We start from the raw sequence: 25261 nt of genomic DNA, 5'->3' as shown, positions 1-25261 counted from the left end.
AATTAACCACGTTCTTCCAAGTACATTTGGCGTACTTTTTTAAATAATTCTGACGAGTATACAAAGTCAGTAACTGCCTCATTATCTGTTTTAAAAATGTCATAACGAGAACCTTCCCATTCTTTTAAACCATTTTTAAGAAACACTATTTTTTCTCCAATTTGCATTACAGAGTTCATATCATGCGAGTTGATAACGGTTGTTATCTGGTATTCTTCAGTAATTTCTTTAATTAAATCGTCAATAACTATTGCTGTTTTAGGGTCTAATCCAGAATTGGGTTCGTCACAAAACAAATATTTTGGTTTGTTTACAATTGCACGTGCAATTGCAACACGTTTTTGCATTCCTCCAGATGCTTCACTTGGCATTTTGTTGTGTGCATCACTAAGATTAACTCTGTTTAAAACAAAGTCCACACGATCTTGCATTTCACTTTTACTTTGTTTAGTAAACATACGTAACGGAAACATAACATTTTCTGCAATAGTCATAGAGTCAAACAAAGCACTACCTTGAAAAACCATTCCTATATCAGCTCTAAGCTCACGTTTATCGTCCTCACTTAAATCAGAAAACACTTTTCCATCATAGGCAATGCTTCCTTTTTCGTAATTAAAAAGACCTAATAAACATTTTAAAAATACCGTTTTACCAGAACCACTTTGCCCAATAATAAGATTGGTTTTTCCTTTTTCAAAAGTGGTAGTAATCCCTTTTAAAATATGAGCATCTCCAAAAGACTTGTTTAGATTTTTAACTTCTATCATGAGCTTAAAAGGAGTTGAGTTAGTAAATAGTTTAATAAAATAATAACAACACTAGTCCAAACAAAAGAGGTTGTACTTGCTTTACCAACTTCTAATGCTCCACCTTTCATGTAGTATCCATGATATGAAGGGATTGTAGCTAATATAAAAGCAAAAATTAATGTTTTAATAAATGCATAAGCAATATGAAACGGTTTAAAGTCCAATTGTACACCTTCAATATAATCAGACATTGGTGCGTAGCCACCATAGACGCAAGCAGCTAATCCACCCATAATCCCTAAAAACATTGCAATAGAAATAATAAAAGGGTATAATGTTAAGGCTATAAATTTTGGAAATACTAAATAATTTAAGCTGTTAATTCCCATAACTTCTAATGCGTCAATTTGTTCTGTAACACGCATTGTACCAATACTTGATGTAATAAAAGAACCTACTTTTCCTGCCATAATTATAGACATAAATGTTGGAGCAAATTCTAAAATAATAGATTGCCTAGTTGCAAAACCTACAAGATTTTTAGGAATTAAAGGATTATCAATATTTAAAGCGGTTTGTATAGTAACAACACCTCCAACAAAAAATGAGATAAAAGCAACAATACCCAAGGATCCAATAATTAAATCGTCAACATCTTTAAGTATTAATTTTTTCATTACAGACCACTTGGTTGGCTTTCGAAACATCTCGACAACCATTAAAAAGTAAGTCCCAATATAGTGTAGGTAATTCATTTGTTATTTGTTACCGCTAAAATATAAAATTCTAGTAGGTATTTAACCTTAATTTTAAATTAGATGTTTTAAAATCTGTATTTTTGATAAACAAAATTAAATTTTTTAAAATGAGAGCCTTTTTATCTGTATTTATCATCTGTTTACTGTTTAGTTGTAAATCTCAAAAAGAAGCAATGTCTTCAAAAAATACAGCCTTAAACACACAGCCAAAATTAGTGGTTGGGATTGTAGTTGACCAAATGAGATACGACTATCTAACGCGTTTTTATAGTAAGTATGGAGACGATGGATTTAAACGTTTAGTTAATCAAGGTTTTAATTGTAAAAATCACCATTTTAATTATGTGCCTACTTATACAGGACCAGGACATGCTTCAATATTTACAGGAACCACACCTAAAATGCATGGAATAATATCTAATAATTGGTATGACAAAGTATTAGATAGTTATGTGTATTGTGCAGGAGATACAACTGTACAATCTGTAGGAACTTTAGATAAAGCAGGACAAATGTCTCCACATAGATTAAAGACGACGTCTTTTGCAGATGAAAACAGATTATTTACACAAATGCGTGGAAAAACTATTGGTATTTCTGTAAAAGATAGAGGAGCTATTTTACCAGCTGGACATACTGCAAATGCTGCGTATTGGTTTCATGGTAAGGATGAAGGTCGTTTTATTTCAAGCACGTTTTACTTTAATACATTGCCAAATTGGGTACAGACTTTTAATAATTCAGCTATAGCTGAAAGTTATTTAAAAGAATGGAATACGCTTTATGATATTAATAGTTATACAGAAAGTGGAAGCGATTTAAATGCTTTTGAAGGTGGTTTTAGAGGAAAGGATAATGCTACGTTTCCATACGATTTAAAAGCATTAAGCAAAGAGAATAGAGGTTTTGATATTTTAAAAGCTACACCTTATGGAAATAGTATTGTAACAGATTTTGCAATAGCAGCTATTGATGGAGAACAATTAGGACAAGATAACTTTACAGATGTGTTAACGGTTAGTTTTTCTAGTACAGATTATGTAGGTCATAATTTTGGAGTTAATAGTAAAGAAATTGAAGACACTTATTTAAGATTAGATAAAGAGGTTGCACGTTTATTACAAAAACTAGATGTTAAAGTTGGAAAAGGAAATTATACGTTGTTTTTAACATCAGACCATGGAGCAGTAGAAGTGCCATCTTATTTACAGTCTGTTAATATTCCATCTGGATATTTTGATGCAGATGCTTTTAAAGCTAAACTTAAATCTGCAATTATTTTAAATTATAAAGCTGAAGCTTTTATTAAAAATATTAGTAACAGTCAAATATTTTTAAACAGAGAGGTTATTAAAGGTTATGGATTAAAATTAGAAGACGTACAGCAAGCAATTGTAAATGAGATTATAGATTATAAGCATATTAATAAAGCGTATACAGCTACTAGTATGAGTACTACCGAGTTTACTAGTGGTTTGGAAAGCTTATTGCAAAAAGGATATAACCAAAAGCGTTCTGGAGATGTGTTGTATGTATTAGATCCTGCAGTAATTAAATATAGTAAAACTGGATCTACACATGGATCCGCTTTAAATTATGATACACACGTACCTTTATTGTTTTTTGGAAAAGGAATTAAAAATGGAAGTACATTAGAGCATACTACAATTCCGGATATTGCGCCAACTATGTCTGCTTTGTTAGGTATTAGTTTTCCAAATGGAGCTACAGGTAAGCCTTTAGAGTTTGTGTTAGACTAATACTATTTTCTGTATAAAAAGTAGCTGTTAACTAGTTCGATATACGTTTCTTTAGCTTCGTCTGTAGTAATATCTTTTATCTGAAAGAGTGCGTTGGTTTTAAACGCATTAATTATTGGTTTTCTACTACTTGGTCTGTCGTAATTATTAGTCGCTTTTTTATAATAAGCATATAACCGAAGCAAAAAATCTGCAGGAAAAGGTTCTGTATGCGCATTGATGCGTGCAACAGCTTCTTCAAAAATAAGGTTTAATTCTTCGGGAGTCATACTCTAAATTTCGGCAATAATACTTTCGCCTCCTTTTACTTTTTGGTTTAAACCAACTTTAATATTGGTGTCTAAAGGTAAATATAAATCTACTCTCGAACCAAATTTAATAAAACCAGAGTCAGTACCTTGTGTAGCAACATCACCTTCTTTTGCATAATTAACAATACGTTTAGCTAATGCACCTGCTATTTGTCTGTACAATACTTTTCCATAAGAAGAGTTTTCTACAACTACAGTGGTACGTTCATTATCTGTACTTGCTTTTGGGTGCCAAGCCACAAGGTATTTTCCAGGATGATACTTGCTATAGGCAACTTGTCCGCCAATTGGATAGCGTGTAACATGTACATTTAATGGAGACATGAAGACGCTTACCTGTATTCTTTTTTCTTTAAAATATTCAGGTTCAAAAACTTCTTCAATAACAACTACTTTTCCATCAACTGGAGAAACTACAGTATTATCGTTAAGTTTTGTGGTTCTTTTTGGGTTTCTAAAAAACTGTAGAATAAGTACAAGAAAAACAAATAGTGTAAAAAACAAAAGGTATTGTAACCATTGTAAAGACACAAATTTATCTACTACAACAGTTAAAATTGCAATTAGTAAAAATGTAATCGAAATTATTTTATAACCTTCTTTATGAAACATATTTTAAAATTCTTAAGAATAAATAAATAAATGGTGCAGCAAATATCATGCTGTCAAAACGATCTAACAAACCACCATGTCCAGGCATGATTACACCACTGTCTTTAACATTTGCTTGACGCTTAAACTTAGATTCTATTAAGTCTCCAAGTGTGCCAATAACACTAATAATAATACTTAAAATTAACCAGTTAGTAAAGCTTAAAGTATTTGTATAAATATAGATAAAATAACTAGCTATGGTTGCAAAAAATAAACCGCCTAAAAAGCCTTCAACAGTTTTTTTAGGTGAAATACTAGGGAATAGTTTTTGCTTTCCAAAGTTTTTACCAACCAAATAAGCAAAGGTGTCGTTTATCCAAACTAAAATAAATGAACCTAAAATGTATTCTGGTGTAAAGCTACCATTATGATTGGCTATTAATACTAAAAACACAAAGCCACTTGATAAGTAAAAAGTAGTGATGATAAATCTTTTTGAGCTAAATAGTGGAATTGTTTTTTCTGAAAATAAATCCTTTATTAAAAATAGTTGTACAAAAATAGTAATGACTTGAAGTATCTGAGTAGCTTCGTCAAACCCTTTGTCAGAATTCATTACAAATTGCCAATATCCAAATACAAAATACAATAGTGTAAATATGATGTAAGGAATAATACTTTTAAGCTGTATTAGTTTACAAAACTCCATTAAACAAACAATACCAAACACAAAAAACAACACAATAAAAGCGTGTTGGTTTAAAAGTGAAGCTATTAGTAAACTTACGTATAAGAATCCTGATAGTGCTCTGGTAAGGGTTTCGTTCATAAAACTAAAGGTCTTCTAGAAGCAACAAATATAAGTTTTTTGTACTGCTTCCGTAAGATAAAAAGTCTTTTTCCACTTGTAGTTTAAAATGCTTGATGGTAGTAATGTTGGTAGGTATATTTCTGGAGTTTTTGTTTTTAATTTCTCTTAAACCTTCTCCTATGTTTGAAACAATTTGGCTTGTTGTAGCAAAAACTACTACATTATTAGGAAACTCGTTAAGTTTCTTTTCTGCTAATTGGTTTGAGCATACTAATAATGATCCATCATTAGCTATTAAATTTTCACAAGTTGTTATAAAATAAGTGCAATCTGATAGATTATCGTTTACTTTAAGTTGAGAGGCTTTAAATTTGTCTTTTAAATTATTGTCATAAAAAAAGACAGAATGGTCTTCCCAATTGTTTTCAAGAATAATATTGTTGAGGTTATCGTAAACTTCGTCTAATGAATCGCAATACAAGAACTTACCACCATTATTTTTGAAGTTTATTGTAAAACTTTCATCAATAGGTAGCTCTTCATGAGGCATATATCTACCTCTTTTTTCAGACTCTAGTTCCTCTTTTTCTTTTTGAGATTTAGAACTAAATAATTTTCTAAAAAGACTCATTTACACGTTGCTATAATCAGAGTTTTATTCCGGGAATACCAAATATAAAAAATCTTAAACTATCAAACGAGATAATCTAAGATTTTTATATTTAAATATTTAAAGAAAAGTATTATTCTTCCTCTTGGTTATTATTTGATTGAAGTTTTTCAGAAGGTTTTTCTACAACATTGTCAAAGGGACGCTTTCCTAATATTTCTTCTAAGTCCTCTCTAAATAATACTTCTCTTTCTCTTAATCTTTCCGCAAGTATTATTAAAAGATCTTTTTTCTCTCTTAAAAGAGAGATAGCTCTATCGTACTGAGTTTCAATAATATTTTTGATTTCAGCATCGATTAATTCGGCTGTTTTTTCACTATAAGGTTTTGTAAATCCTTGTCCATTAGGATCGTAATAGGTTATGTTTCCTACTTTTTCATTTAAACCATAAATCATTACCATTGCTTTAGCTTTCTTGCTAACACTTTCTAGATCACTTAAAGCTCCAGTCGATATTTTGTCAAACATTAATTTTTCAGCAGCACGTCCACCCATTGTTACACAAATCTCATCAAGGTATTTTTCAGTTCTTGTTGTATAAGTTTCTTCTGGTAAATACCAGGCAGCACCTAAACTTCTTCCTCTAGGTACAATAGTAACTTTTACAAAAGGATCAGCATATTTTAAGAACCAACTTACAGTTGCGTGACCTGCTTCATGATAAGCAATAAGGCTCTTTTCTTCTTCAGAAAAGATTTTACTACGTTTTTCTAATCCACCAACAATACGGTCTACAGCATCTAAAAAGTCTTGTTTTTCTACTGCTTTTTTATTGTTTCTGGCAGCAATTAATGCAGCTTCATTACATAAGTTTGCAATATCTGCACCAGAAAAACCTGGTGTTTGTTTAGATAAAAAGGCGACATCTAATCCTGGTGCTTTTTTAAGAGGTTTTAGATGTACTTCAAAAATTTCTTTACGCTCTGTTAAATTAGGTAAATCTACATGTATTTGTCTATCAAAACGTCCAGCACGCATTAATGCATTATCTAAGATGTCCGCTCTGTTTGTTGCTGCAAGTACTATAACATTGGTATTGGTTCCAAAACCATCCATCTCTGTTAATAGTTGGTTTAATGTATTTTCTCGTTCGTCATTACTTCCAGACATTGCATTTTTACCTCTTGCACGTCCAATTGCATCAATCTCGTCAATAAAGATAATTGCAGGAGATTTTTCTTTAGCTTGTTTAAATAAATCACGTACACGTGATGCACCAACACCGACAAACATTTCTACAAAATCAGATCCTGATAAAGAAAAGAATGGGACTTTAGCTTCTCCAGCTACAGCTTTTGCTAGTAATGTTTTACCAGTTCCTGGAGGTCCTACTAATAATGCTCCTTTTGGTATTTTACCACCTAAAGCGGTATATTTTTCTGGGTTTTTTAAGAAATCTACTATCTCTTGCACTTCTTCTTTTGCACCTTCTAATCCAGCAACATCTTTAAAAGATGTTTTTACTTTAGAGTTTTCGTCAAATAGTTTTGCTTTAGATTTTCCGATGTTAAATATCTGTCCACCAGCTCCTCCTCCTCCTCCAGAGGACATACGACGCATTATAAAGACCCAAACACCAATTAGTAAGATAAATGGTAATAGACTAAAAAGTAATTCTCCCCAAGGGTTGCTTTCTATAGAAAAATTAACTTCTGCAGCTTTATCTTTTCCTAAGTCTTTGTTGATTTGGTCAATAGATTCTTGGAATAAAGCTAAATCTCCAAATTGGAAAGAATAATTTGGTTGCTTAGCTGATGTTGGAAATAATGACGTTGGCTTTGATTTTTTATGAATCTCTTTTTGTTCACCTTCCTTTGTTAAATATACTTTAGCAGTAGTTTCGTTAATGATATCTACTTTTTCTACATCACCATCTCTTAAGTATTCAAAAAACTGAGAAGGAGACGTTTTACTAGCATTACTTGACCCACTGTTAAAAACTTGGATTGCTATAAAAAAGACTACTATTCCACCATAAATCCAATAAGGATTAAATTTAGGTTTTTTTGGTACTGTGTTTTTATTTTTATCTGCCATGAATTGTTTTAATAATTTGTTTCGATAAGTGTCACTTTAGCATCTCCCCAAAGACTCTCAATATCGTAATATTCTCTAATATGTTTTTGAAAAACGTGCACTACAACGTTTACATAATCCATTAAAATCCACTCTGCATTATCAGCTCCTTCGACATGCCAAGGGTTGTCTTTTAAGGTTTTACTAACTTTTTTCTGAATGGAATTGACAATGGCGTTAACCTGAGTGTTTGATGTTCCTTCGCAAATTACAAAGTAGTCACAAACAGTGTTTTCAATCTCTCTTAAATCAAGAATATTTATTTCTTTTCCTTTTACATCTTCTATACCTTCAATTATAGTTGTAATAAGGGTATCTGCGTTTGATTGCTTTTTTGCCATTAATAAGATTTATATTTGTGCAAAGTTATTATTTTTAAGTTCTTTATACTCTAAAAAAATCATAAGATTTTATAATACGAAGATAATTATTTAATATGCGTATAATCAAACTTGATGCCACCGATTCTACAAATAGGTTTCTTCGTGATCTAAGTTTAGATAGTCCTATTAAAGATTTTACTGTTATAGTAACCAATCATCAGACAAATGGACGAGGACAAATGGGAACCAATTGGCAGTCTCAAACCTCTAAAAACCTTATGTTTAGTGTTTATAAGAGGTTTGATGTATTACCTTTTGAAGAGCAGTTTAAGATTAGTATGGCAGTCTCGATAGCCATAATTAAGGCTTTAAAAAGTATAAATATCCCTAAATTAAGTGTTAAATGGCCAAACGACATTTTGTCAGCAAACTCAAAAATTTGTGGAGTATTGATAGAAAATGTCATACAACATAACCAAATAGGGTCTTCTGTGATTGGAATTGGTTTAAACGTTAATCAAGTACAATTTAGTGACTTACCTCAAGCTAGTTCTTTAAAAAAGATAACTGGAGTTAATTATGATTTAGATGAAGTGATGCATACTATTTTAAAAGAATTAAAGATAGCGTTTGAGATATTAGAAAATCAGACTAAAGATGTAAAATCTATTTATGAATCTTATTTGTTTAGAAAAGAAAAACCTTCAACATTTAAAAATGATGAAGGCTTGTTTTCTGGTATTATAAAAGGGGTTTCTAATGAAGGTCTTCTAGAAATATTAGTTGAAGATCAAATATTAAAAACATTTGATTTAAAATCTGTTAAGCTACTGTACTAATTGCATTAGGCATGTTGGTTGCTAAAGTTTCTATAAATTTACTGATAGGTCCTTTAATCATCATTGCCATCATAGCATTAAATTGTCCTTCAAAAGTTAGTTTTACTTCACTTTTATTTGCTTCTGTTTCTGTGATGCTACCAGTTAATGAAAAATCAATTTTCCCTCCAGCTGCACCTAAAACTATTTTGTTATGAGGTGTGCTTTCTTTCTTTTTTAAGATTATTTCTGGCATTCCTTTAAGTGCAAATAAAAATTTGTCGTCATCTAAAACTTCAAATTTACTAATGTTTTCAGGCATTAAGCTTTTAAAGTTTTTGACATCACTTAAAAAGTTAAATGCGTCTTCTGCTGATTTATCTAGAGTTACTTTTGGACTTTCTAATTTCATTGTTTTTCTTTTTTATTAAAATTTAATTGTGTCATTATCTAACAACAATTTTATTAATATCAATTAGCGTTCCAAACACTTGGATTTGCATTCCATTGACTTAATGTCTCAATTTCATTTTCCGAAATATAATTACTTGAAGCAGCTTCAAGTAGCAAGTTTTCGTAATTGCTTAAAGTATGTAATGTAATATTTTGGTTTTCAAAATTGTTTTTTGCAACCTCAAAACCATAAGAAAAAATAGCAATCATTCCTTTAACATTTACATTGGCTTCTTTTAAAGCTTTTACAGCGTTAAGGCTGCTTTTTCCTGTACTTATTAAATCTTCAACAACAACAACGTTTTGTCCACTTTCTATATGTCCTTCAATTTGGTTTTTTCTACCATGACCTTTTGCTTCTGGTCTAACATAAATAAAAGGAAGTCCTAAGTACTCTGCAACCAACATGCCAATACCAATTGCACCTGTTGCAACACCTGCAATAACATCTGGTTTTCCATAATGTTCTTCAATAAACTTACTCATCTCTTCTCTAATGTAGTTCCTTATTGGAGGATAGGATAATACCACTCTGTTATCACAATAAATTGGAGATTTCCATCCAGAAGCCCAAGTAAAAGGGGCTTTAGGTTGAAGTTTAATAGCATTGATTTGTAATAAGGTCTTTGCTGTTTGCCTGGCTGTTTGTTCGTTAAAAATCATAGCGCAAAAATACAGATTAATTTAGTTTGACTAGAAATTTATTTTAAAATAAATTAAGAGTAATGAACAATCTGATTAATTTTAATATTTTTACTTTAAAATAAATTAGCCTCCAAATTTATGCAGTGCATTTTTGTAAACGATAAACCAATATATTTAACCACAAAGGTTGAAAAGGAAACTGATTTTAAAAACTACTTACTTAAAGATGCAGATATTGATTTGATATTACAAACCTTATCTAAAAAAGCAATCAAGTCTGTACGATTAATTGGTAATGATGAAAGTAAGTTAATGAAGTCATTTAAAAAAAAATTGCCTAATGTTATAGCAGGAGGTGGAAAGGTTTTTAATGATGAAAATGAAATTCTTTTTATTTATAGAAACGACAAATGGGATTTGCCTAAAGGAAAAATAGAAGGTAATGAAACAATTGAAGAGACTGCACTAAGGGAAGTTGTAGAAGAGACAGGTGTTGGACGATTAAAAATTATAAAACCTCTACCTATTACCTATCATATATTTAAAAGAAACGGTAAGGCTAAACTTAAAATTACTTACTGGTTTGAAATGCACTCTTCATTTGCTGGTAAATTATATCCTCAACTTAACGAAGGGATTACAGAAGTGAAGTGGTTAGATACAAAAGAAGCTTTTAAAGCTTTAAATAACTCTTACGCAAACATTAAAATGCTATTTTAGTATACAAATAGATGTTGTTGGTCTAGACTATTTGACATTTAATCTTTTTAAAGACGATTATTGCCTTTTGACTATTATTTTTCTGTAGGAAAATTTAGTTGCCTAATTTGCGACCGTAAAATGTAATTAATTCCAAAAAACTTTAAGAATGAATAAACTATTACCCAACCTAACCTTAAATTTTAGGGCTCTATTTAGTATAGTAGCTTTAATATTTTCAGTACAAGCGTATGCATTAGACGATACTAGCTGTGGATCTATATCTGGTTTCGAATTTTCTAATGGTAACACTTCTACCTCAATCAGTAACAATCAATCTTTTTATATTGGTGATCTTCCTAATAATTTTTATTTAAATTTATTAGTAGATGGATATTCTAGTAGTGCTAAATTTAGAGTTACAAATTTAAACACAGGTCAATGTTATTATATTACAGAAAACCAATTACCATACACATTCCCTGGAGGAAACTGTGCTTGGAATTTTGGTTGCGGAGACTTTGAAGTAAAAGCTAAATTATATAAGTATAGCGGTTGTTCTTCTTGGTGTGATACAGAAACAATTAACTTCTCAATTTCTTGTTCTCAGCCATGTGGAGACATCTCTGGGTTTGAGTTTTCTAATGGATCTGAAACTGTTTCAATAGTAAATAATGGTCAGTATGATTTAGATACATTACCAAATAATTTTTATGTTGATTTATTAGTAGATGGACAATCAGAAAGTTCTAGTTTAAAACTTGAAAATTTAACTACAGGAGATGTATATAACGTTGGTGAAAACTACCTTCCATACACGATACCAGGTGGTAATGCTGCTTGGAGTTATGGAACTGGAGATTTTAAATTAAGAGGTCAAATATTTGAATTTGATTATTGTCAAGGTGATGCTTGTGATGAGCAAACAATCTACTTTTCATTAACAGAACCACCAACATGTGGAACTTTTGATGATTTAGTTTTCTCTAATGGAACAGAAAATGTATCTATTGCAGAAGGTGGAGTATATAACGTGTCAGACTTACCTTTAGATTTTTATGTTGATGCACTTGTAAGTGAACCTTCAGATAATGTGGTTTATTCTGTAGTTAATACTGACACAAATGTATCTACATTCATTACAGAAAACTATCTTCCTTATACTTATCCTGCTGGAGAAGCAGCTTGGGATTTAGGTGTTGGAAACTACCAAATTGTTGCTCATTTATATGCTACAGCTACTGGTGATGAGTGTGACAACTCTACAACAAAATTAAGCTCTACAAATACATCTAATAGTTTTACTGCTGCTACTACAAAAAGTAGTTGTGATGATAATACTCCAACTTGTTTAGCCTTATGTCAAACATTAACAAGAAGCTTTAGCTTAGTAGATGTAATACAATGTGCACCAGTTGATGCAGGAACAGGATCTTTAAGTGCAAGTGTTGTTTTAGTTTTTCCTGGAATTGACTTTTTTGCAACTATAACACCAAATGGAGATGCAACGTTGCCACAAGGTTACCAATTAGGAACTGTTTTAACAAGAGGTAATGGATTAACTATTCAAGAAGTAAGTAATACAAGTACAATTAGAATCCCAGAAGTAGGAGGAGATTATAAAATACACATGTTAGCTTATGATCCTACAACTTTAAATTTAAATGATATTAATTTAGGAAGCTCAACTGCTTTTGATATTATTGACTTAATTGACAATAATCAAGTATGTGCAGATTTAGATGAGGTTGGTAATCCATTATTAGTTATTATTGCTGATTCTACAGATAGAGTAGGTAATTCTGATAATAACCCAACTAAAGGAGAAACAAATGTAGTTTCTAAAGTTGAAGAAGCTAGTTTAGTATCTGAAATTAAATTATATCCTAACCCAGTTGTTAATCAGTTAAATGTTGATATAACTTTATTTGAAGGAGAAGTATTAGACTATACTATGGTAGACTTAAATGGTAAGCAAGTGCTTTCTGGAAGTATATCTAATAACACAAATGTTATTAGTACTAAACAATTAGTTGCTGGTCTTTATATTTTAAAATTAAAATCTGAAGGAAGAAGCTTTACTAAAAAGATATTAGTAAATAAGTAATTCTTTTAATATTACATATTAATAAAAAAAACCGTTACAAATTGTAACGGTTTTTTTATGCTTTTAATTGAGTTATAAGTAATATTATTTAATACGAAAAATGGGATATTGTAAATGTGCTTTTTCATAATGTTTACTTTGTTTGTGTATCCAGTCTAATTGTGCATACCAATTACTTGCAAAGTTTTTGTCAGTCAATTTTTTATTATTGAATTCATTACGGATTTCAGGATTCTCATTAAGTAATAATTTAGCTTTATCTTCCCAAACATAAGGAGAGAATCCTTCTTTTTGTTGCAATATTGTGTCAAAATAGTTCCAGTTAAAGAACGAATCTGGAGCTTGAGGCTCTAACGTTTCTAGTAAATATCTAAATGCTTTTTGATTAGTATCAATAATATAATCACCTTTTTTAAAGGCTAATTCTTTTTCTGAAACAGATACAGATGTATTATAATGAAGGTAATGTCCTTCGTAAGCTTGTTTTCTAGTGTTATAAGTCTCTATTTTATAAGATTGAACAGATAGTATCGAATCCTTTTTAAGTTGCTTTATCTCTACATTATTTAATTGTAATAAATCTACTATTGTCCACCAACCTTGTGGTATTATATATGCATTTGGTATAGATACCTCTAAAGAGGGTTTAAAATAATTTTTATAATTAATTGGTTTTGTAAAAGGTTTGGTTGTATCATATTTTAAGCGATTTAATCCAGTTAAGTTACTTTTAGTTATACTACCTTCAAAACCTTTAAATTGTATAGTAGTAGCTTTGGCTGTGTCTATTTGCCAAGCTAATGGATAGCTATCTTTAGCTTTAAAAGCTACATTTGCTTTAGCTCTTAATTTTTTTATAGCTATATGATCAGTTTCGATAATTTCAACCATGCTTTTCATTAATTCATACGTGCCTTCTACACGTTGTTTGTAAGGTTTTAGCATATGTGTTTCAACCATCATTCCTAAGGTGTTAAAAAGTGTTGTGTAGCCTGTAGAGTATCTTGGGCTATCCATAAATTGAGAAAATCCTTTTTCAGGAATAGTATTAAATACATTAACATAAGGTGTAATGTCCCAATCTTTAGTAGCTAATTTTTGTTCTAACTCTGGTTGCATTTTAGTGTGTAAATAATGACCTAAATCTCCACCTAATTTATTGTGTTGCGTAAATAAATGAGTTAATGTATATTGATAATCTGCACCATTACTTACATGGTTATCTATAAATACATCAGGTTGTACTAAATGAAATATTTTCGCAAATGTTCTTGCGTTTTTAGAATCACTTTTAATAAAATCCCTATTTAAATCATAATTTCTTGCATTACCTCTAAAACCGTACGCTTTTGGACCATTTTGGTTGGTTCTAGTTGATGTGTTTCGGTTTAAACTTCCACCAATATTATAAATAGGAATAGTTGTTAAAACGGTGTGTTTTGGTAGTTCAATCTTACCTTGTGCAAAATCTCTAAATAATAACATTGTAGCATCAATACCATCAGATTCACCTGGATGAATTCCGTTATTAATTAATAGAATACGTTTGTTGTTTCTAATGTTTTCAAAATTAAAATTAGCATTAGGATTTAAAGTCACAAGATGGAGTGGTTTTCCAGAATCTGTTGTTCCAATTGAATCTATTGAAACTGTAGTATATGCTTCAGCTAAATTTTTGTAAAAATTAATGGTTTGCTGGTAAGTAGCAGTTTTTAATCCTTCACTTTTTTCAAAAACTGTAGTAAAATCAATATCTTTTTTTGTGCTTGATTGGCAAGAAATAATTAAAATAAAAAGGACTAATATTTTTTTCATCATTACTGTTTTTAATAAGGTGTTACACAAATATAATACTATAGACTTGTGATTGTTGTAATTAAACGTACTTTTGCAGCTTGAAAAATTAGATTATGACTGCATTTTTTAGAAGACAAACCGCAAACGCAAAAAACGATATTTTATCAGGTTTAACAGTAGCTTTGGCTTTAGTTCCAGAAGCTGTAGCTTTTGCATTTGTTGCAGGAGTAGATCCATTAGTTGGGTTATATGCTGCGTTTATGATTGGATTAATTACCTCCATTTTTGGAGGACGTCCAGGTATGATTAGTGGTGCAACTGGTGCACTTGCTGTTGTAATGGTTAGTCTTGTAGCTGAAGGAAACGCAATGGGAGCACCAAGCGAAGAGCTTGGTTTGTTTTACCTATTTGCAACTGTTATTTTAATGGGAATTATTCAAATGTTTGCAGGTGTTTTTAAGCTTGGAAAGTTTGTTAGACTAATACCACATCCAGTAATGATGGGATTTGTTAATGGATTAGCAATCGTTATTTTCCTATCGCAATTAGGTATGTTTAAAGAAAACATTAAGGATACGTTTGGTAATAATAAGTTTGAAACAAAGTCTACAACTAAAATAATGGATATTAAAGGGGATTATGTTTTAGATTCTCATACAGGAAAGCAGTTGTTTAAAAGCACAGATAAAGGTCTGTTCTCTTTAGTAGATAATAGTTTAAGCTACAAAATAGAAGATAATCAAGTTTTTGATGCCACTACAAAAGAGGTGAGTTTTAATCTTGAAGGCAACGCTATTTATGAAATAGAGAAAAAAGGATTTGCTAAAAAATATTTACCAACTCCAAAGTTATTATTAATGGTTGGTTTAGTATTATTAACCATGTTGTTAATGTTTGGGTTACCTAAAATATCTAAAAAAATTCCTGACGGATTAGTAGCTATATTAGTGGTGTCTGCAATTGTGATTTTTGGAAAATTAGATGTAGCAACTGTTGGTAGTTTTATTAAAGATGGAGGAGGAGCAGGATTAGAAGGAGGATTACCAGAGTTTCAATGGGATATTTTTAAGAAAGTACCTTTTAACTGGGAGACTTTTATTTTCATCTTTCCTTATGCATTAATTCTTGCAGCTATTGGATTAATAGAGTCTTTAATGACTTTAAATTTGGTAGATGAAATTACAGAAACAAGAGGGAATTCTAATAGAGAATGTTTAGCACAAGGTGGTGCAAATATTGTAACTGGCTTGTTTGGAGGAATGGGTGGATGTGCAATGATTGGACAATCTTTAATTAATATAAAAGGAGGTGGACGTGGAAGACTTTCTGGTCTTGTTGCTGCATTAGCATTATTAGCTTTTATCTTATTTGCATCTGGTTTAATAGAGCAAGTGCCAATTGCAGCTCTTGTAGGAGTTATGTTTATGGTAGTTATTGGGACGTTTGCATGGTCTAGTTTTAGAATTATGAATAAAATACCAAGAGCAGACGTATTTGTCTTAATTTTAGTTTCTGGTTTAACTGTAATGTTTGACTTAGCAATTGCTGTAATTGCTGGAGTTATAATTAGCGCTTTAGTATTCTCATGGGAAAACGCAAGACGTATTAGAGCTCGTAAACGTGTTAAAGAAGATGGAACTAAGATTTACGAAATTTGGGGGCCATTATTTTTTGGAAGTATCCAAGCGTTTAACGATAAGTTTGATGTTAAAAACGATCCTGAAAAAGTAGAAATTGATTTTGTTGAATCACGAGTTAGCGATCATTCTGCTTTAGAAGCCATATTTAATTTAGTTGAAAAATATGAAGCTGAAGGAAAGCAAATTCATTTAAAGCATTTAAGCGAAGATTGTAAGGTTTTATTATATAAATCTAGCCCTAAGTTTAGAGAGGTAATTATTGAAGCTATTGATGATCCTAGATACCATTTAGCAGAAAACCCAGAAGAGTTTCCTAAACCAATATCTGAATATAAGTTTTAGTTTCTTTAAGTTAGAAAGTATTTAAAGTTTTCATTATTCAAACTAAAAAAACATTCTAACTTATTAGACGCTAGTTTACTCTAACACTATCTGGAACTAATACAGTATAGTCTCCATTGTTTCTTATAACTTCTCTAACAATGCTAGAGCTAATGTAACTTGTTTTTGCAGCAGTTAATAAAAAGACAGTTTCAATTTTTGAAAGCTTTCTATTAGTATGCGCAATTGCTTTTTCAAACTCAAAATCTGCTGGGTTACGTAAACCACGTAAAATAAATTCAGCTTCCATTTTTTTACAAAAATCAATAGTCAATCCTTTATAGGTAACTATTTTGACTTTAGGTTCATCTTTAAAAGCTTCTTCTAAAAAACGTTTTCTGTCTTCTAAAGAAAACATGTATTTTTTTTCAGAATTAACACCAATTGCAACTATAACTTCATCAAAAAGCTTTACGCCACGTTTGATAATATCATAATGACCAAGGGTTATTGGATCAAAAGATCCAGGGAAAAGTGCACGTCTCATGTTTTAATTTTTAGTCTCTGTCTACTTCGTAAATAAATTCTTTTTCAAAAAGACTTTTAATTTCTTCTCTTGAATATCTATCAGTTTCAGTAGTGTAATTTTCAAATTTATCTATCTTATAAATTTTAGATTTTCTGTCTATTTCATAATCGTTATAGATTACAAAAATACTATCTGTAGTGACATCTGTAACTTTCATTGTTGTGTAATATCCTTTTTGAGATGTTTCTATAGAATACACATCACCAGCTAAAGGTGCTTCAATATAAAGCTTATCATTTTCTGCATCTTTTTTGCTTAAGTAAAAAGCAATAGCAATTATTGCTGCAATAACAGCAAGACCACTAAAATACCAAATAGGATAATCAGCTCCAGATTTTTCAATTTCAAATTTTTGTTGGATATGGTCTGGAAGCTCTTTTAAATCATAAGTGCGTTTGCAGTTATTACATTCTAAAATATTCTCTTTTCCAATAGGAAATAAAGGAATCCAATAGATATATGCATATTTTCCATAAATACCATAACGCATAGATCGACCTTCTTCGCAATTAGGACAATCAACATTAATAAGTTGTCCTTCTTTTAATTTACTTGCTTTACTTCCGTAAAAAACCATAAGTGTTGTTGTTTAGTTAGTTTTTTAAATATAGAATAATTATTTTAAAGCTTCTTCAATAGCATTACTAAATAATTTTTCCATAGTTATTCCTGCTTCTTGCGCTTGTTGTGGTAAAATACTAGCATTTGTTAAGCCAGGAACTGTATTCATCTCTAAAAGATGAGGTTCTCCATCTTTAAAGATAAATTCGCTTCGCGAAAATCCTTTCATTTTTAAAATGTCATATACTTTTCTAGCAACAGTATTAACTTTCTCTTCTTGCTCTTTTGTTAGTCTTGCAGGAGTAATTTCTTGAGATTTTCCTAAGTATTTAGCTTCGTAATCAAAAAAATCATTGTCGCTAACAATTTCTGTAATTGGCAATACTTTAGTTTTTCCTTTATAAGTAATAACACCAACAGATACTTCTGTTCCGTCTAAAAAGGATTCTATAATTATCTCGTCATCTTCTTTAAAAGCATGGTCAATTGCTTGCTGTAAATCTTCTTTTTTATGCACTTTACTTATTCCAAAACTACTACCAGCTTTATTAGCTTTAACAAAACAAGGTAAGCCAACTTTGTCAATAATATTATCTTCATTTATAGCATCTCCAAGATTTAGATAATAGCTTTCTGCAGTTAAAATTCCGTAAGGTTTTAAAACACTTAAACAGTCACGTTTGTTAAACGTTAAGCTTGCTTGATACATGTCGCAGCTAGTATGAGGTATATTAAGTAGTTTAAAATAACCTTGCATAAACCCATCTTCTCCAGGACTACCATGTATGGCATTAAATACACAATCAAAATTTATTTTAGTATTATTTACTGTTACAGAAAAATCGTTTTTGTCAATAGTAAACTCTTTGTTTTTATCATCAATATAAACCCATTTGTCTTTAAAGATATGTATACGATAGGCGTTGTACTTGTCTTTGTCAAGTGTTTGATAAACTACGTTTCCGCTTTTTAAAGAGATTTTATATTCGCTAGAATAACCTCCCATTATTATGGCAATATTTTTTTTCATTTATGCAAAAAGTATTTTCAGATTTATGTAAAAATCCAATAAACAGATAAAATATTCGTTTTGTAAAAATATCATTTATTTTATTCAGAAGGTAAAACCTTTTTGTTTTTATATATTTGTCTACTTAAAATTTGTTAAATGAGTATCGTAAGTTTTCTTAAAAGTAAAGTGTTTTTTAAGCAATTAGCAATAGCAGCAATTGCAACTCTTATATTAGTGTTTTTAATTGGTAAGTGGTTAAACTTTACTACTAATAATGGTGATTTTGAAACCGTTCCGGATTTAACAGGTAAGTCTATAAAAGTTGCTAAGATAGAATTAGAAGAAAATAACTTAGTAATGCAAATTCAGGATTCGGCAAATTTTAACCCAAATTACCCTAAGTACTCTGTTATAGAGCAAGATCCTAAAGCAAATAATCAAGTAAAAGAAAACCGTAAAATATACATTACGCTTAATCCATCAGGTTACCGCAAAATTGCAGTGCCAGATTTACGTCAACGTACATTTAGACAAGCAAAACCAATGTTAGAAGCATTAGGTTTTAAATTAGGAAAAACAACTTATATAGACAATATTGGAAAAGATATGGTTCTGGGTTTAAGATATAATGGAAATGTATTAAATCCAGATACTAAATTACCAAAAACATCAGTTATTGATGTTGTTTTAGGTAACGGTAATCGTCCATCAGGAAACTAATTATGGACAACTATACACCAGAATTACCAGAAGAAAAGTCAGACACATTATATGAGCATCATAGTTTTGTAGCAGATAAAGGTCAAAGCCCATTGCGTATTGACAAATGGTTAATGAACAAAATTGAAAATGCTACACGTAATAAAATACAAGAAGCAGCAAAAAACGGAAGTATTTTTGTAAACGAAGTTCCGGTAAAATCTAATTATAAGGTAAAACCAGAAGATAAAATTGCAGTACGTTTTGAGCATCCACCACACGAAAACTTATTAGTAGGAGAGGACTTACCACTAGATATTGTTTACGAAGACGATCAATTATTGGTTGTTAATAAACCAGCAGGAATGGTAGTACATCCAGGACATGGTAATTACTCTGGGACATTAATTAATGCGTTAATTTTTCATTTCGATAATTTACCAAATAACTCTAGCGATCGTCCAGGATTAGTCCATAGGATAGATAAAGATACCTCTGGATTATTGGTTGTTGCAAAAACAGAAGTAGCTATGGCGCATTTGTCTGCTCAGTTTAAAGCAAAAACAAGCGAGCGTGAGTACGTTGCAATAGTTTGGGGAAACATGGATGAAGAAGATGGTACGATTGAAGGTAACATTGGAAGACACCCAAAAAACAGGCTTCAAAACACAGTATATTATGGAGAGGATGAAGACAAAGGTAAGCCAGCTGTAACGCACTACAAAGTGTTAGAGCGTTTAGGTTACGTAACCTTAGTAAGTTGCAAGCTAGAAACAGGACGTACACACCAAATACGTGTACACATGAAGCATATAGGACATACCTTGTTTAATGACGAGCGTTATGGCGGAAACCTAATCCTAAAAGGAACCACATTTACCAAATACAAGCAATTTGTAGACAATTGTTTTAAAGTATTACCACGTCAAGCTTTACATGCAAAAACTTTAGGATTTGTACATCCAACAACAAATAAATTTATGAGTTTTGAGTCACCAATTCCGGAAGATATAGCAAACTGTATCCAAAAATGGAGAGGCTATTCAAAACATATGGAATAATCTAATATTAATAGTTTGGGCGTTACCACAAGGGTCGCGCTATCCGTTATATCTTTTTTTGCCATATATGGCAGCAAAAAAAGGATGCCACTTTTATCGCTAACGCACTTCACTCAGTTATAGTAAAAACAAATTTTAATATTTAAAATTACTATAGTTACAATGTCTAAAACTAAAGTACTATTCGTAAATTAGTTCCAGAAAAAAAACATAATGAAACTAGTTATATCTCCAGCAAAATCATTAGATTTTGAAACCAAAATACCAACAACAAAAGCAACAGAGTCTTTGTTTTTAGAGCAATCTAAAAAACTAAATACCCTTTTAAAAAAGAAAAGCCCAAATACATTGTCTAAATTAATGAGCATTAGCGATAATTTAGCACAACTAAATTACAATAGGAATCAAGATTGGACATTACCATTTACAAAAGACAATGCAAGACAAGCTATGTATGCCTTTAATGGAGATGTATATAAAGGTTTAGATGCTTATAACATACCAAAAGATAAGTTAGAATTAACCCAAAACACAGTAAGGATTCTATCAGGTTTATATGGTGTATTAAAACCATTAGATTTAATACAACCCTATAGATTAGAAATGGGAACTAAACTAAAAATTGGTACTAAAAAAAACCTATACGAATTCTGGAAAAAAGACATCGTTAAAGCTTTAAATGAAGAGCTAGTCGATGACGAAGTGTTTTTAAACCTAGCCTCAAATGAGTATTTTAAAGCAATAGACACCAAAGCGTTAAAGGTACCTGTAGTAACTGCTAATTTTAAAGAATTTAAAAACGGAAAACTTAAAATAATATCGTTTTTTGCTAAAGAAGCTCGTGGCTTAATGGCTAGATATGTCATAGATACTAATGCAAAAACAATAGACGATTTAAAACAATTTAACTATAACAACTATCAATTTGATGGAAACCTCTCAACCCAAAAAGACTTGGTCTTTACAAGATAACAAGCGTACAGAGACTGAGCGTAATTTGTTTAAAGCAACAGGGAAACCTGCAAAAAGTAAAAATGTAAAGTATCTCTTATCTGCAACAGGTATATTACTTTTAGTTAGTTTTTTGTTACCAAAACTATATGAAGATGCTGTAACCGTTTGTATTACAGATACTTTTTGTTTAAACTCAAAAACAGATGTAATACTTTACCCATTATATGTGTTTTTTACTATCGTAATTATAATTCTTGCAGTTTATGGAGCTTATGTACTTGGTAAAAAAATAGGTAACGAAATTAAGGTGTAGGTTTCTATAATTAATTGTTTAAAATATTTTTTACAGTTTACTTTACTATTTTTAGGTTTTTAAAACTAACATAAACATGCATTATTACTTAATTATTGCTATTCAAGGATTTTGTATCTATCATTTATTAAAACATAAAAATGATTACTACTGGATTTTTTTGATAGTGTTTGTTCCTTTGGTTGGGTCAATTATTTATTTGTTAACTCATGTTTATAATAAAAAGGATGCAGAAACTATTTCAAAAGATATTGTTTCGTTAATAAACCCTACAAAAAAGATTAAAGATCTTGAAAAAGTGCTTGCCTTCTCAGAGACTTTTCAAAACCGCGTAAATCTTGCAGATGCTTATTTTGAAAATAAAGATTATTTAAATGCTATTAAATATTATGAAGAGGCAATAAAAGAAGATTCTTATTATGATTTTTACGTAGTAAACCAATTGATTGCGAGTTATTACAATAGTTCTAATTTTGAAAAAGTAATTTTTTATGCAAAAAAAATTAATGATAAACCTGATTTTATTGGCTCAAAATCTCAATTTATCTATGGGTTATCTTTAGATAAAGTAGGACAAACGGATTTAGCAGAAAGTCAATTAAGAGCAATCGATAAACGCTATTCTAATTATGAAGAACGGTTGGTTTTAGCTAAGTTTTTATTAGATAAAGGAAAAACTAAAGATGCTAAAGAGATTTTAGAAGATATTAGTTTAGAAACCAAAAATTTGACAGCTACAAATAAAAGAAAATACAGAAGCACAGCTTTAGAAACAGAAAAACTTTTAGGAACATTATAACCTTTTAAAATCATAAAACTAAATAGTGTTTAAACACAAACATCCATATCCACCTTTTATAAAATCAGATACTAAAAAACTAATCGTTGGTACATTGCCACCACCACGTTTTACAACAGGTGATTTGTTAGAAAAAGACGTTAATTTTTGTTATGGAAGTTATTATAATAGTCTGTGGCTTTATATAGATAAAATTCATGATTTAGGATTACGCTACGACAACTCTCAAGAAGCGGTTGAAGAAAGAAAAGCATTTTTTATCAAACATCAAATTGGTGTTTGTGATATTGTTGATAGTGCGGAACGTGAAAAGATTGATGCATCAGACATAGGTATGCAAAACATTATGCTAAGAGATGTTATTGGTTATTTGCAAAAATACCCAAGCATAAATACTTTATTATTTACAGGAGGAAATAGTAAAAATGGTCCAGAATATTTTTTTAGGAAACATATTAAAGACTATAATATAAAATTAGAATTAGTGTCAAAAGTGACACCAAAAATTCATCAGTTTGTTATGCCAAAACAAGCAAAGCAGTCTAAACAACGTGTAATAAAAACAGTATCATTAACATCAGGTTCTGGAGCTGCAAATATAGCTATAGGTAGTAATCCTTTATACAAACAATTAAAAGCTAAAAACCCTAAGTTTAATACGTTTGATTTTAGAGTGATGCAGTATAGTGAGTTTATTTAGGATATTCGCTTTAAGTTAAACGATATATTATGTTTACTCGATAATTTCGTAGTCTATATTTAGCTTTCTCAAAGCTCTTAAAGCAGTGCCAGAGTTTTTGTCTTCTACTTCAATATCTACAGCGTCTCCTTCCAGAAGGATATCTGTAAGCTCATTAGATAAAGAACCACTAATGTTAGAAATCTCTGTAATACATTTAGATATAGCTCTTCGGTCTGGTCTTTGAGCATCACAAGACAATAGGTTTATTTTCATAAAAAGTATAATTTATATTGCAATATACTACAGTTAAGATTAATCAATAATAATGCTTGTTTTAGTCTTGTTTTTTAGCGTTTTCATAAAGTTTAAGACATTGTTTTTCAAACTCAAAATTTATAGCATCACTAAAACAATACAAAAAGGTTTCTGGTAAAACCATAGTTTTAGTAATGGTTGGAAGCTTTCTTAATTGTCCTTCATATACATCATAAAAATTTCCAACATATATATTGGTTAATAAGTCTATGCTTGATTTACCACTACCATTTTTTACTTCTTTTCCGTTTGATTTTACACCTTTTTCAATACCATCAATAAAACCATCATAGTTAGATTTTTTATTCTTTTTATGATAAGGGTCTTCGTCTGTAATATTAACGTCAACAATTTCAAACTTACCATTTACTTGGTTTGTAGGTGTCCAAGAAGTATCGTCTATTTGATCTACAACTCCAGAATTATTCGTTTTAAAAATAGAATCTAATACACCTAATAAGTAACTACCATTTATCCCATTGTTTATAGCAAAAAGAGTATTGACAATATTTAAAACTTGTAATAAATTTAGGTCTTCAAAAAATTCTGCTCGACCATAACCACCTTTTCTTTTAATTCTGTTATTTACAAAAACTTGACTTTGTGTTGTTGCCCAAAGTGATATAGTATTAAAATGACCTAATAATTCAGCCTTTTGAGTTGCTAATAAAGGTGTTGTGTCAAATGCCTTAAAACTATCAATAACTACTTTCATTAATTGTTTTACACCATCTAATAAAATAATAGTTTGTTCCCAAATTTAGGTCCTTCGGTTTTATTATTTATAACATTCCAAATTCCTAAATGGTCATAGACTCCAAAGTCTGTTTCTTTTATTCTTTTTAAAGCTTTGTCAAAATTTCAAGCATCATAATTAGCTAATAAAATCTCCAGGTTTTTTAAAGAAAAATCAGCAACAAAACGTTGTGTAATACCATACTCGTTATGGACATTTATTAGTTTGCAATCTGGATGAAGGTGTTTGTGTTTAAGTTGGTGTTGTTTTTTAAAAAATGGAGTAGACAAGTAAGTAATAGATTTTACTTTCCATTTTTCTGGAAAACTACTATCATTTGCAATAACGTTAGTGTATTCGTTTATCACGTTTCCACCATGAGAATGTCCAATAAAATGAAAGTAAACATATTCATCTTTCCAATTTGGATAAAGTCTGTAAATTAAATATAAAAGTCTGTTGGCTCCTGTGGTTCTGTCTTTGTTATTGTTGTCTCCTGACCAACTAAAAAAATCGTCTTCGAGTATGAAGGTCATGAAATTGTGGTTTTAAATCAGCAACACTTGCTCTTATGTTTTTTAAACCGTTTTTTGTAGTTCTCCAATAATCACTATTCGCTTCGTGGTTTGCAGCAGTTGTGTTTATTGGGTCTGTGGTTCCAGCAACAAACATGACAACATCTTTAGGACTAATTATATTTATTGAAGCAGTTTTAGTCGTACCATCTTCAAAAGCTATTTTAAATTTATTTTGTCCCATTTAAATTGAATTTTTAAGCGTAACTATTTCTAGTTAGGTTTTTAATTTTTAAAAATATAAAATCACTTATCAAGTCAGTATTTGCAAAGGGATGATTTTGACTTCATTGTTTTACAAAAAACAAGCGAGAATACGCTTGCTTTTTTGGTTATCTAAAAATACAAAAAGAAATTTAAAAACCAACAAAGCAATGTGTGTATATGCTAAACAAAATTTAATAAAAATTTTAAACCCATTATTTAGCT

29 protein-coding genes are annotated in these 25261 nt (G+C 30.3%); 11 read left to right on the top strand and 18 right to left on the bottom strand.

What is annotated here, in order from left to right:
- Positions 1–2: 2 nt before the first annotated feature.
- Both SJY17_RS00600 and SJY17_RS00595 read right to left on the bottom strand, forming a co-directional pair.
- Complete coding sequence (locus tag SJY17_RS00600) at positions 3–770, bottom strand: ABC transporter ATP-binding protein (RefSeq protein WP_397363502.1); 768 nt, start codon at positions 768–770, stop codon at positions 3–5.
- Positions 767–1507, bottom strand: coding sequence for an MlaE family ABC transporter permease (locus tag SJY17_RS00595; protein ID WP_397363501.1), 741 nt, complete (start codon positions 1505–1507; stop codon positions 767–769). The genes SJY17_RS00600 and SJY17_RS00595 overlap by 4 nt, the downstream gene beginning before the upstream one ends.
- 110 nt (positions 1508–1617) lie before the next feature.
- Between SJY17_RS00595 and pafA the strand changes: the two genes are divergently transcribed.
- The gene (gene pafA, locus SJY17_RS00590) at positions 1618–3270 is read left to right on the top strand and encodes an alkaline phosphatase PafA (protein ID WP_397363500.1); all 1653 of its coding nucleotides are present in this window, start codon (positions 1618–1620) and stop codon (positions 3268–3270) included.
- Between the two features lie 2 nt (positions 3271–3272).
- Here pafA and SJY17_RS00585 read toward each other — a convergent pair whose 3' ends face one another.
- From SJY17_RS00585 to rsfS, 6 genes are all read right to left on the bottom strand, one after another.
- Positions 3273–3539: an acyl-CoA-binding protein gene (locus tag SJY17_RS00585; RefSeq protein ID WP_397363499.1), complete on the bottom strand. Its 267-nt coding sequence runs from the start codon at positions 3537–3539 to the stop codon at positions 3273–3275.
- A 3-nt stretch (positions 3540–3542) separates the two neighbouring features.
- The gene (locus tag SJY17_RS00580; protein WP_397363498.1) at positions 3543–4193 is read right to left on the bottom strand and encodes a phosphatidylserine decarboxylase family protein; all 651 of its coding nucleotides are present in this window, start codon (positions 4191–4193) and stop codon (positions 3543–3545) included.
- On the bottom strand, positions 4183–5004 hold the full coding sequence (locus tag SJY17_RS00575; RefSeq protein WP_397363496.1) for a phosphatidate cytidylyltransferase: 822 nt from the start codon (positions 5002–5004) through the stop codon (positions 4183–4185). Before SJY17_RS00575 ends, SJY17_RS00580 begins: the two co-directional genes overlap by 11 nt.
- Before the next feature lie 4 nt (positions 5005–5008).
- Positions 5009–5617, bottom strand: a complete 609-nt coding sequence (locus SJY17_RS00570; RefSeq protein WP_397363495.1) for an LUD domain-containing protein — start codon at positions 5615–5617, stop codon at positions 5009–5011.
- Between the two features lie 112 nt (positions 5618–5729).
- Complete coding sequence (gene ftsH, locus SJY17_RS00565; RefSeq protein WP_397363494.1) at positions 5730–7694, bottom strand: ATP-dependent zinc metalloprotease FtsH; 1965 nt, start codon at positions 7692–7694, stop codon at positions 5730–5732.
- 8 nt (positions 7695–7702) lie between these two features.
- Positions 7703–8074 carry a ribosome silencing factor gene (rsfS, locus tag SJY17_RS00560; RefSeq protein WP_397363493.1) on the bottom strand — a complete coding sequence of 124 codons (372 nt, stop codon included), beginning with the start codon at positions 8072–8074 and terminating at the stop codon, positions 7703–7705.
- A gap of 95 nt (positions 8075–8169) precedes the next feature.
- Here rsfS and SJY17_RS00555 point away from each other — a divergent pair, with 95 nt between their 5' ends.
- On the top strand, positions 8170–8895 hold the full coding sequence (locus SJY17_RS00555; RefSeq protein WP_397363492.1) for a biotin--[acetyl-CoA-carboxylase] ligase: 726 nt from the start codon (positions 8170–8172) through the stop codon (positions 8893–8895).
- On the opposite strand, the gene SJY17_RS00550 is transcribed toward SJY17_RS00555, so the two are convergent.
- Together SJY17_RS00550 and pyrE are read right to left on the bottom strand one after the other, a co-directional pair.
- A complete protein-coding gene (locus SJY17_RS00550; protein WP_397363491.1) occupies positions 8879–9286 on the bottom strand; it encodes an SRPBCC family protein in 408 nt (135 codons plus the stop codon). The two genes, SJY17_RS00555 and SJY17_RS00550, sit on opposite strands and share 17 nt — an antisense overlap.
- 59 nt (positions 9287–9345) lie before the next feature.
- Positions 9346–9990, bottom strand: a complete 645-nt coding sequence (gene pyrE, locus SJY17_RS00545; protein WP_397363490.1) for an orotate phosphoribosyltransferase — start codon at positions 9988–9990, stop codon at positions 9346–9348.
- A 120-nt stretch (positions 9991–10110) separates the two neighbouring features.
- On the opposite strand from pyrE, the gene SJY17_RS00540 reads away from it, so the two are divergent.
- Together SJY17_RS00540 and SJY17_RS00535 are read left to right on the top strand one after the other, a co-directional pair.
- Positions 10111–10692: an NUDIX hydrolase gene (locus tag SJY17_RS00540; protein ID WP_397363489.1), complete on the top strand. Its 582-nt coding sequence runs from the start codon at positions 10111–10113 to the stop codon at positions 10690–10692.
- A 148-nt stretch (positions 10693–10840) separates the two neighbouring features.
- Positions 10841–12778: a T9SS type A sorting domain-containing protein gene (locus SJY17_RS00535; RefSeq protein WP_397363488.1), complete on the top strand. Its 1938-nt coding sequence runs from the start codon at positions 10841–10843 to the stop codon at positions 12776–12778.
- Between the two features lie 84 nt (positions 12779–12862).
- On the opposite strand, the gene SJY17_RS00530 is transcribed toward SJY17_RS00535, so the two are convergent.
- The gene (locus tag SJY17_RS00530; RefSeq protein ID WP_397363487.1) at positions 12863–14593 is read right to left on the bottom strand and encodes a M14 family metallopeptidase; all 1731 of its coding nucleotides are present in this window, start codon (positions 14591–14593) and stop codon (positions 12863–12865) included.
- A 95-nt stretch (positions 14594–14688) separates the two neighbouring features.
- On the opposite strand from SJY17_RS00530, the gene SJY17_RS00525 reads away from it, so the two are divergent.
- Positions 14689–16557, top strand: coding sequence for a SulP family inorganic anion transporter (locus SJY17_RS00525; RefSeq protein ID WP_397363486.1), 1869 nt, complete (start codon positions 14689–14691; stop codon positions 16555–16557).
- A gap of 70 nt (positions 16558–16627) precedes the next feature.
- Here SJY17_RS00525 and coaD read toward each other — a convergent pair whose 3' ends face one another.
- Genes coaD through SJY17_RS00510 form a run of 3 tightly spaced genes read right to left on the bottom strand, consistent with a single transcriptional unit; the run spans position 16628 to position 18716 of the window.
- Positions 16628–17083, bottom strand: coding sequence for a pantetheine-phosphate adenylyltransferase (gene coaD, locus SJY17_RS00520; RefSeq protein WP_397363485.1), 456 nt, complete (start codon positions 17081–17083; stop codon positions 16628–16630).
- A gap of 10 nt (positions 17084–17093) precedes the next feature.
- Positions 17094–17702, bottom strand: a complete 609-nt coding sequence (locus SJY17_RS00515; RefSeq protein ID WP_397363484.1) for a hypothetical protein — start codon at positions 17700–17702, stop codon at positions 17094–17096.
- Between the two features lie 39 nt (positions 17703–17741).
- Positions 17742–18716 (bottom strand): D-alanine--D-alanine ligase, encoded by a 975-nt coding sequence (locus SJY17_RS00510; protein ID WP_397363483.1) that lies wholly within the window; start codon positions 18714–18716, stop codon positions 17742–17744.
- Between the two features lie 138 nt (positions 18717–18854).
- Between SJY17_RS00510 and SJY17_RS00505 the strand changes: the two genes are divergently transcribed.
- The 6 genes from SJY17_RS00505 (at position 18855) to SJY17_RS00480 (ending at position 23224) form a co-directional block, all read left to right on the top strand.
- Positions 18855–19418: a PASTA domain-containing protein gene (locus tag SJY17_RS00505; protein WP_397363482.1), complete on the top strand. Its 564-nt coding sequence runs from the start codon at positions 18855–18857 to the stop codon at positions 19416–19418.
- A 2-nt stretch (positions 19419–19420) separates the two neighbouring features.
- The gene (locus SJY17_RS00500) at positions 19421–20458 is read left to right on the top strand and encodes an RluA family pseudouridine synthase (protein WP_397363481.1); all 1038 of its coding nucleotides are present in this window, start codon (positions 19421–19423) and stop codon (positions 20456–20458) included.
- 213 nt (positions 20459–20671) lie between these two features.
- Positions 20672–21430 carry a peroxide stress protein YaaA gene (gene yaaA, locus SJY17_RS00495; protein ID WP_397363480.1) on the top strand — a complete coding sequence of 253 codons (759 nt, stop codon included), beginning with the start codon at positions 20672–20674 and terminating at the stop codon, positions 21428–21430.
- Complete coding sequence (locus SJY17_RS00490) at positions 21387–21725, top strand: hypothetical protein (protein WP_397363479.1); 339 nt, start codon at positions 21387–21389, stop codon at positions 21723–21725. Before yaaA ends, SJY17_RS00490 begins: the two co-directional genes overlap by 44 nt.
- Before the next feature lie 76 nt (positions 21726–21801).
- Positions 21802–22524: a hypothetical protein gene (locus SJY17_RS00485; protein ID WP_397363478.1), complete on the top strand. Its 723-nt coding sequence runs from the start codon at positions 21802–21804 to the stop codon at positions 22522–22524.
- A 25-nt stretch (positions 22525–22549) separates the two neighbouring features.
- A complete protein-coding gene (locus SJY17_RS00480) occupies positions 22550–23224 on the top strand; it encodes a uracil-DNA glycosylase family protein (protein ID WP_397363477.1) in 675 nt (224 codons plus the stop codon).
- 33 nt (positions 23225–23257) lie between these two features.
- Here the strand turns inward: SJY17_RS00480 and SJY17_RS00475 are convergent, their stop codons facing one another.
- From SJY17_RS00475 to SJY17_RS00460, 4 genes are all read right to left on the bottom strand, one after another.
- Positions 23258–23479 (bottom strand): hypothetical protein, encoded by a 222-nt coding sequence (locus tag SJY17_RS00475; protein ID WP_397363476.1) that lies wholly within the window; start codon positions 23477–23479, stop codon positions 23258–23260.
- Positions 23480–23540: 61 nt separating this feature from the next.
- Positions 23541–24236 carry a hypothetical protein gene (locus SJY17_RS00470; protein WP_397363475.1) on the bottom strand — a complete coding sequence of 232 codons (696 nt, stop codon included), beginning with the start codon at positions 24234–24236 and terminating at the stop codon, positions 23541–23543.
- 146 nt (positions 24237–24382) lie between these two features.
- A complete protein-coding gene (locus tag SJY17_RS00465; RefSeq protein WP_397363474.1) occupies positions 24383–24793 on the bottom strand; it encodes a hypothetical protein in 411 nt (136 codons plus the stop codon).
- Positions 24762–25016 carry a hypothetical protein gene (locus SJY17_RS00460; protein WP_397363473.1) on the bottom strand — a complete coding sequence of 85 codons (255 nt, stop codon included), beginning with the start codon at positions 25014–25016 and terminating at the stop codon, positions 24762–24764. The genes SJY17_RS00465 and SJY17_RS00460 overlap by 32 nt, the downstream gene beginning before the upstream one ends.
- Positions 25017–25261: the final 245 nt, after the last annotated feature.

The sequence above is a fragment of the Olleya sp. R77988 genome (assembly GCF_044594215.1).
Taxonomy (GTDB): Bacteria; Bacteroidota; Bacteroidia; order Flavobacteriales; family Flavobacteriaceae; genus Olleya.
The sequence above is the reverse complement of the archived record's forward strand: the minus strand, read 5'-3'. Positions and strand labels throughout refer to the sequence as shown.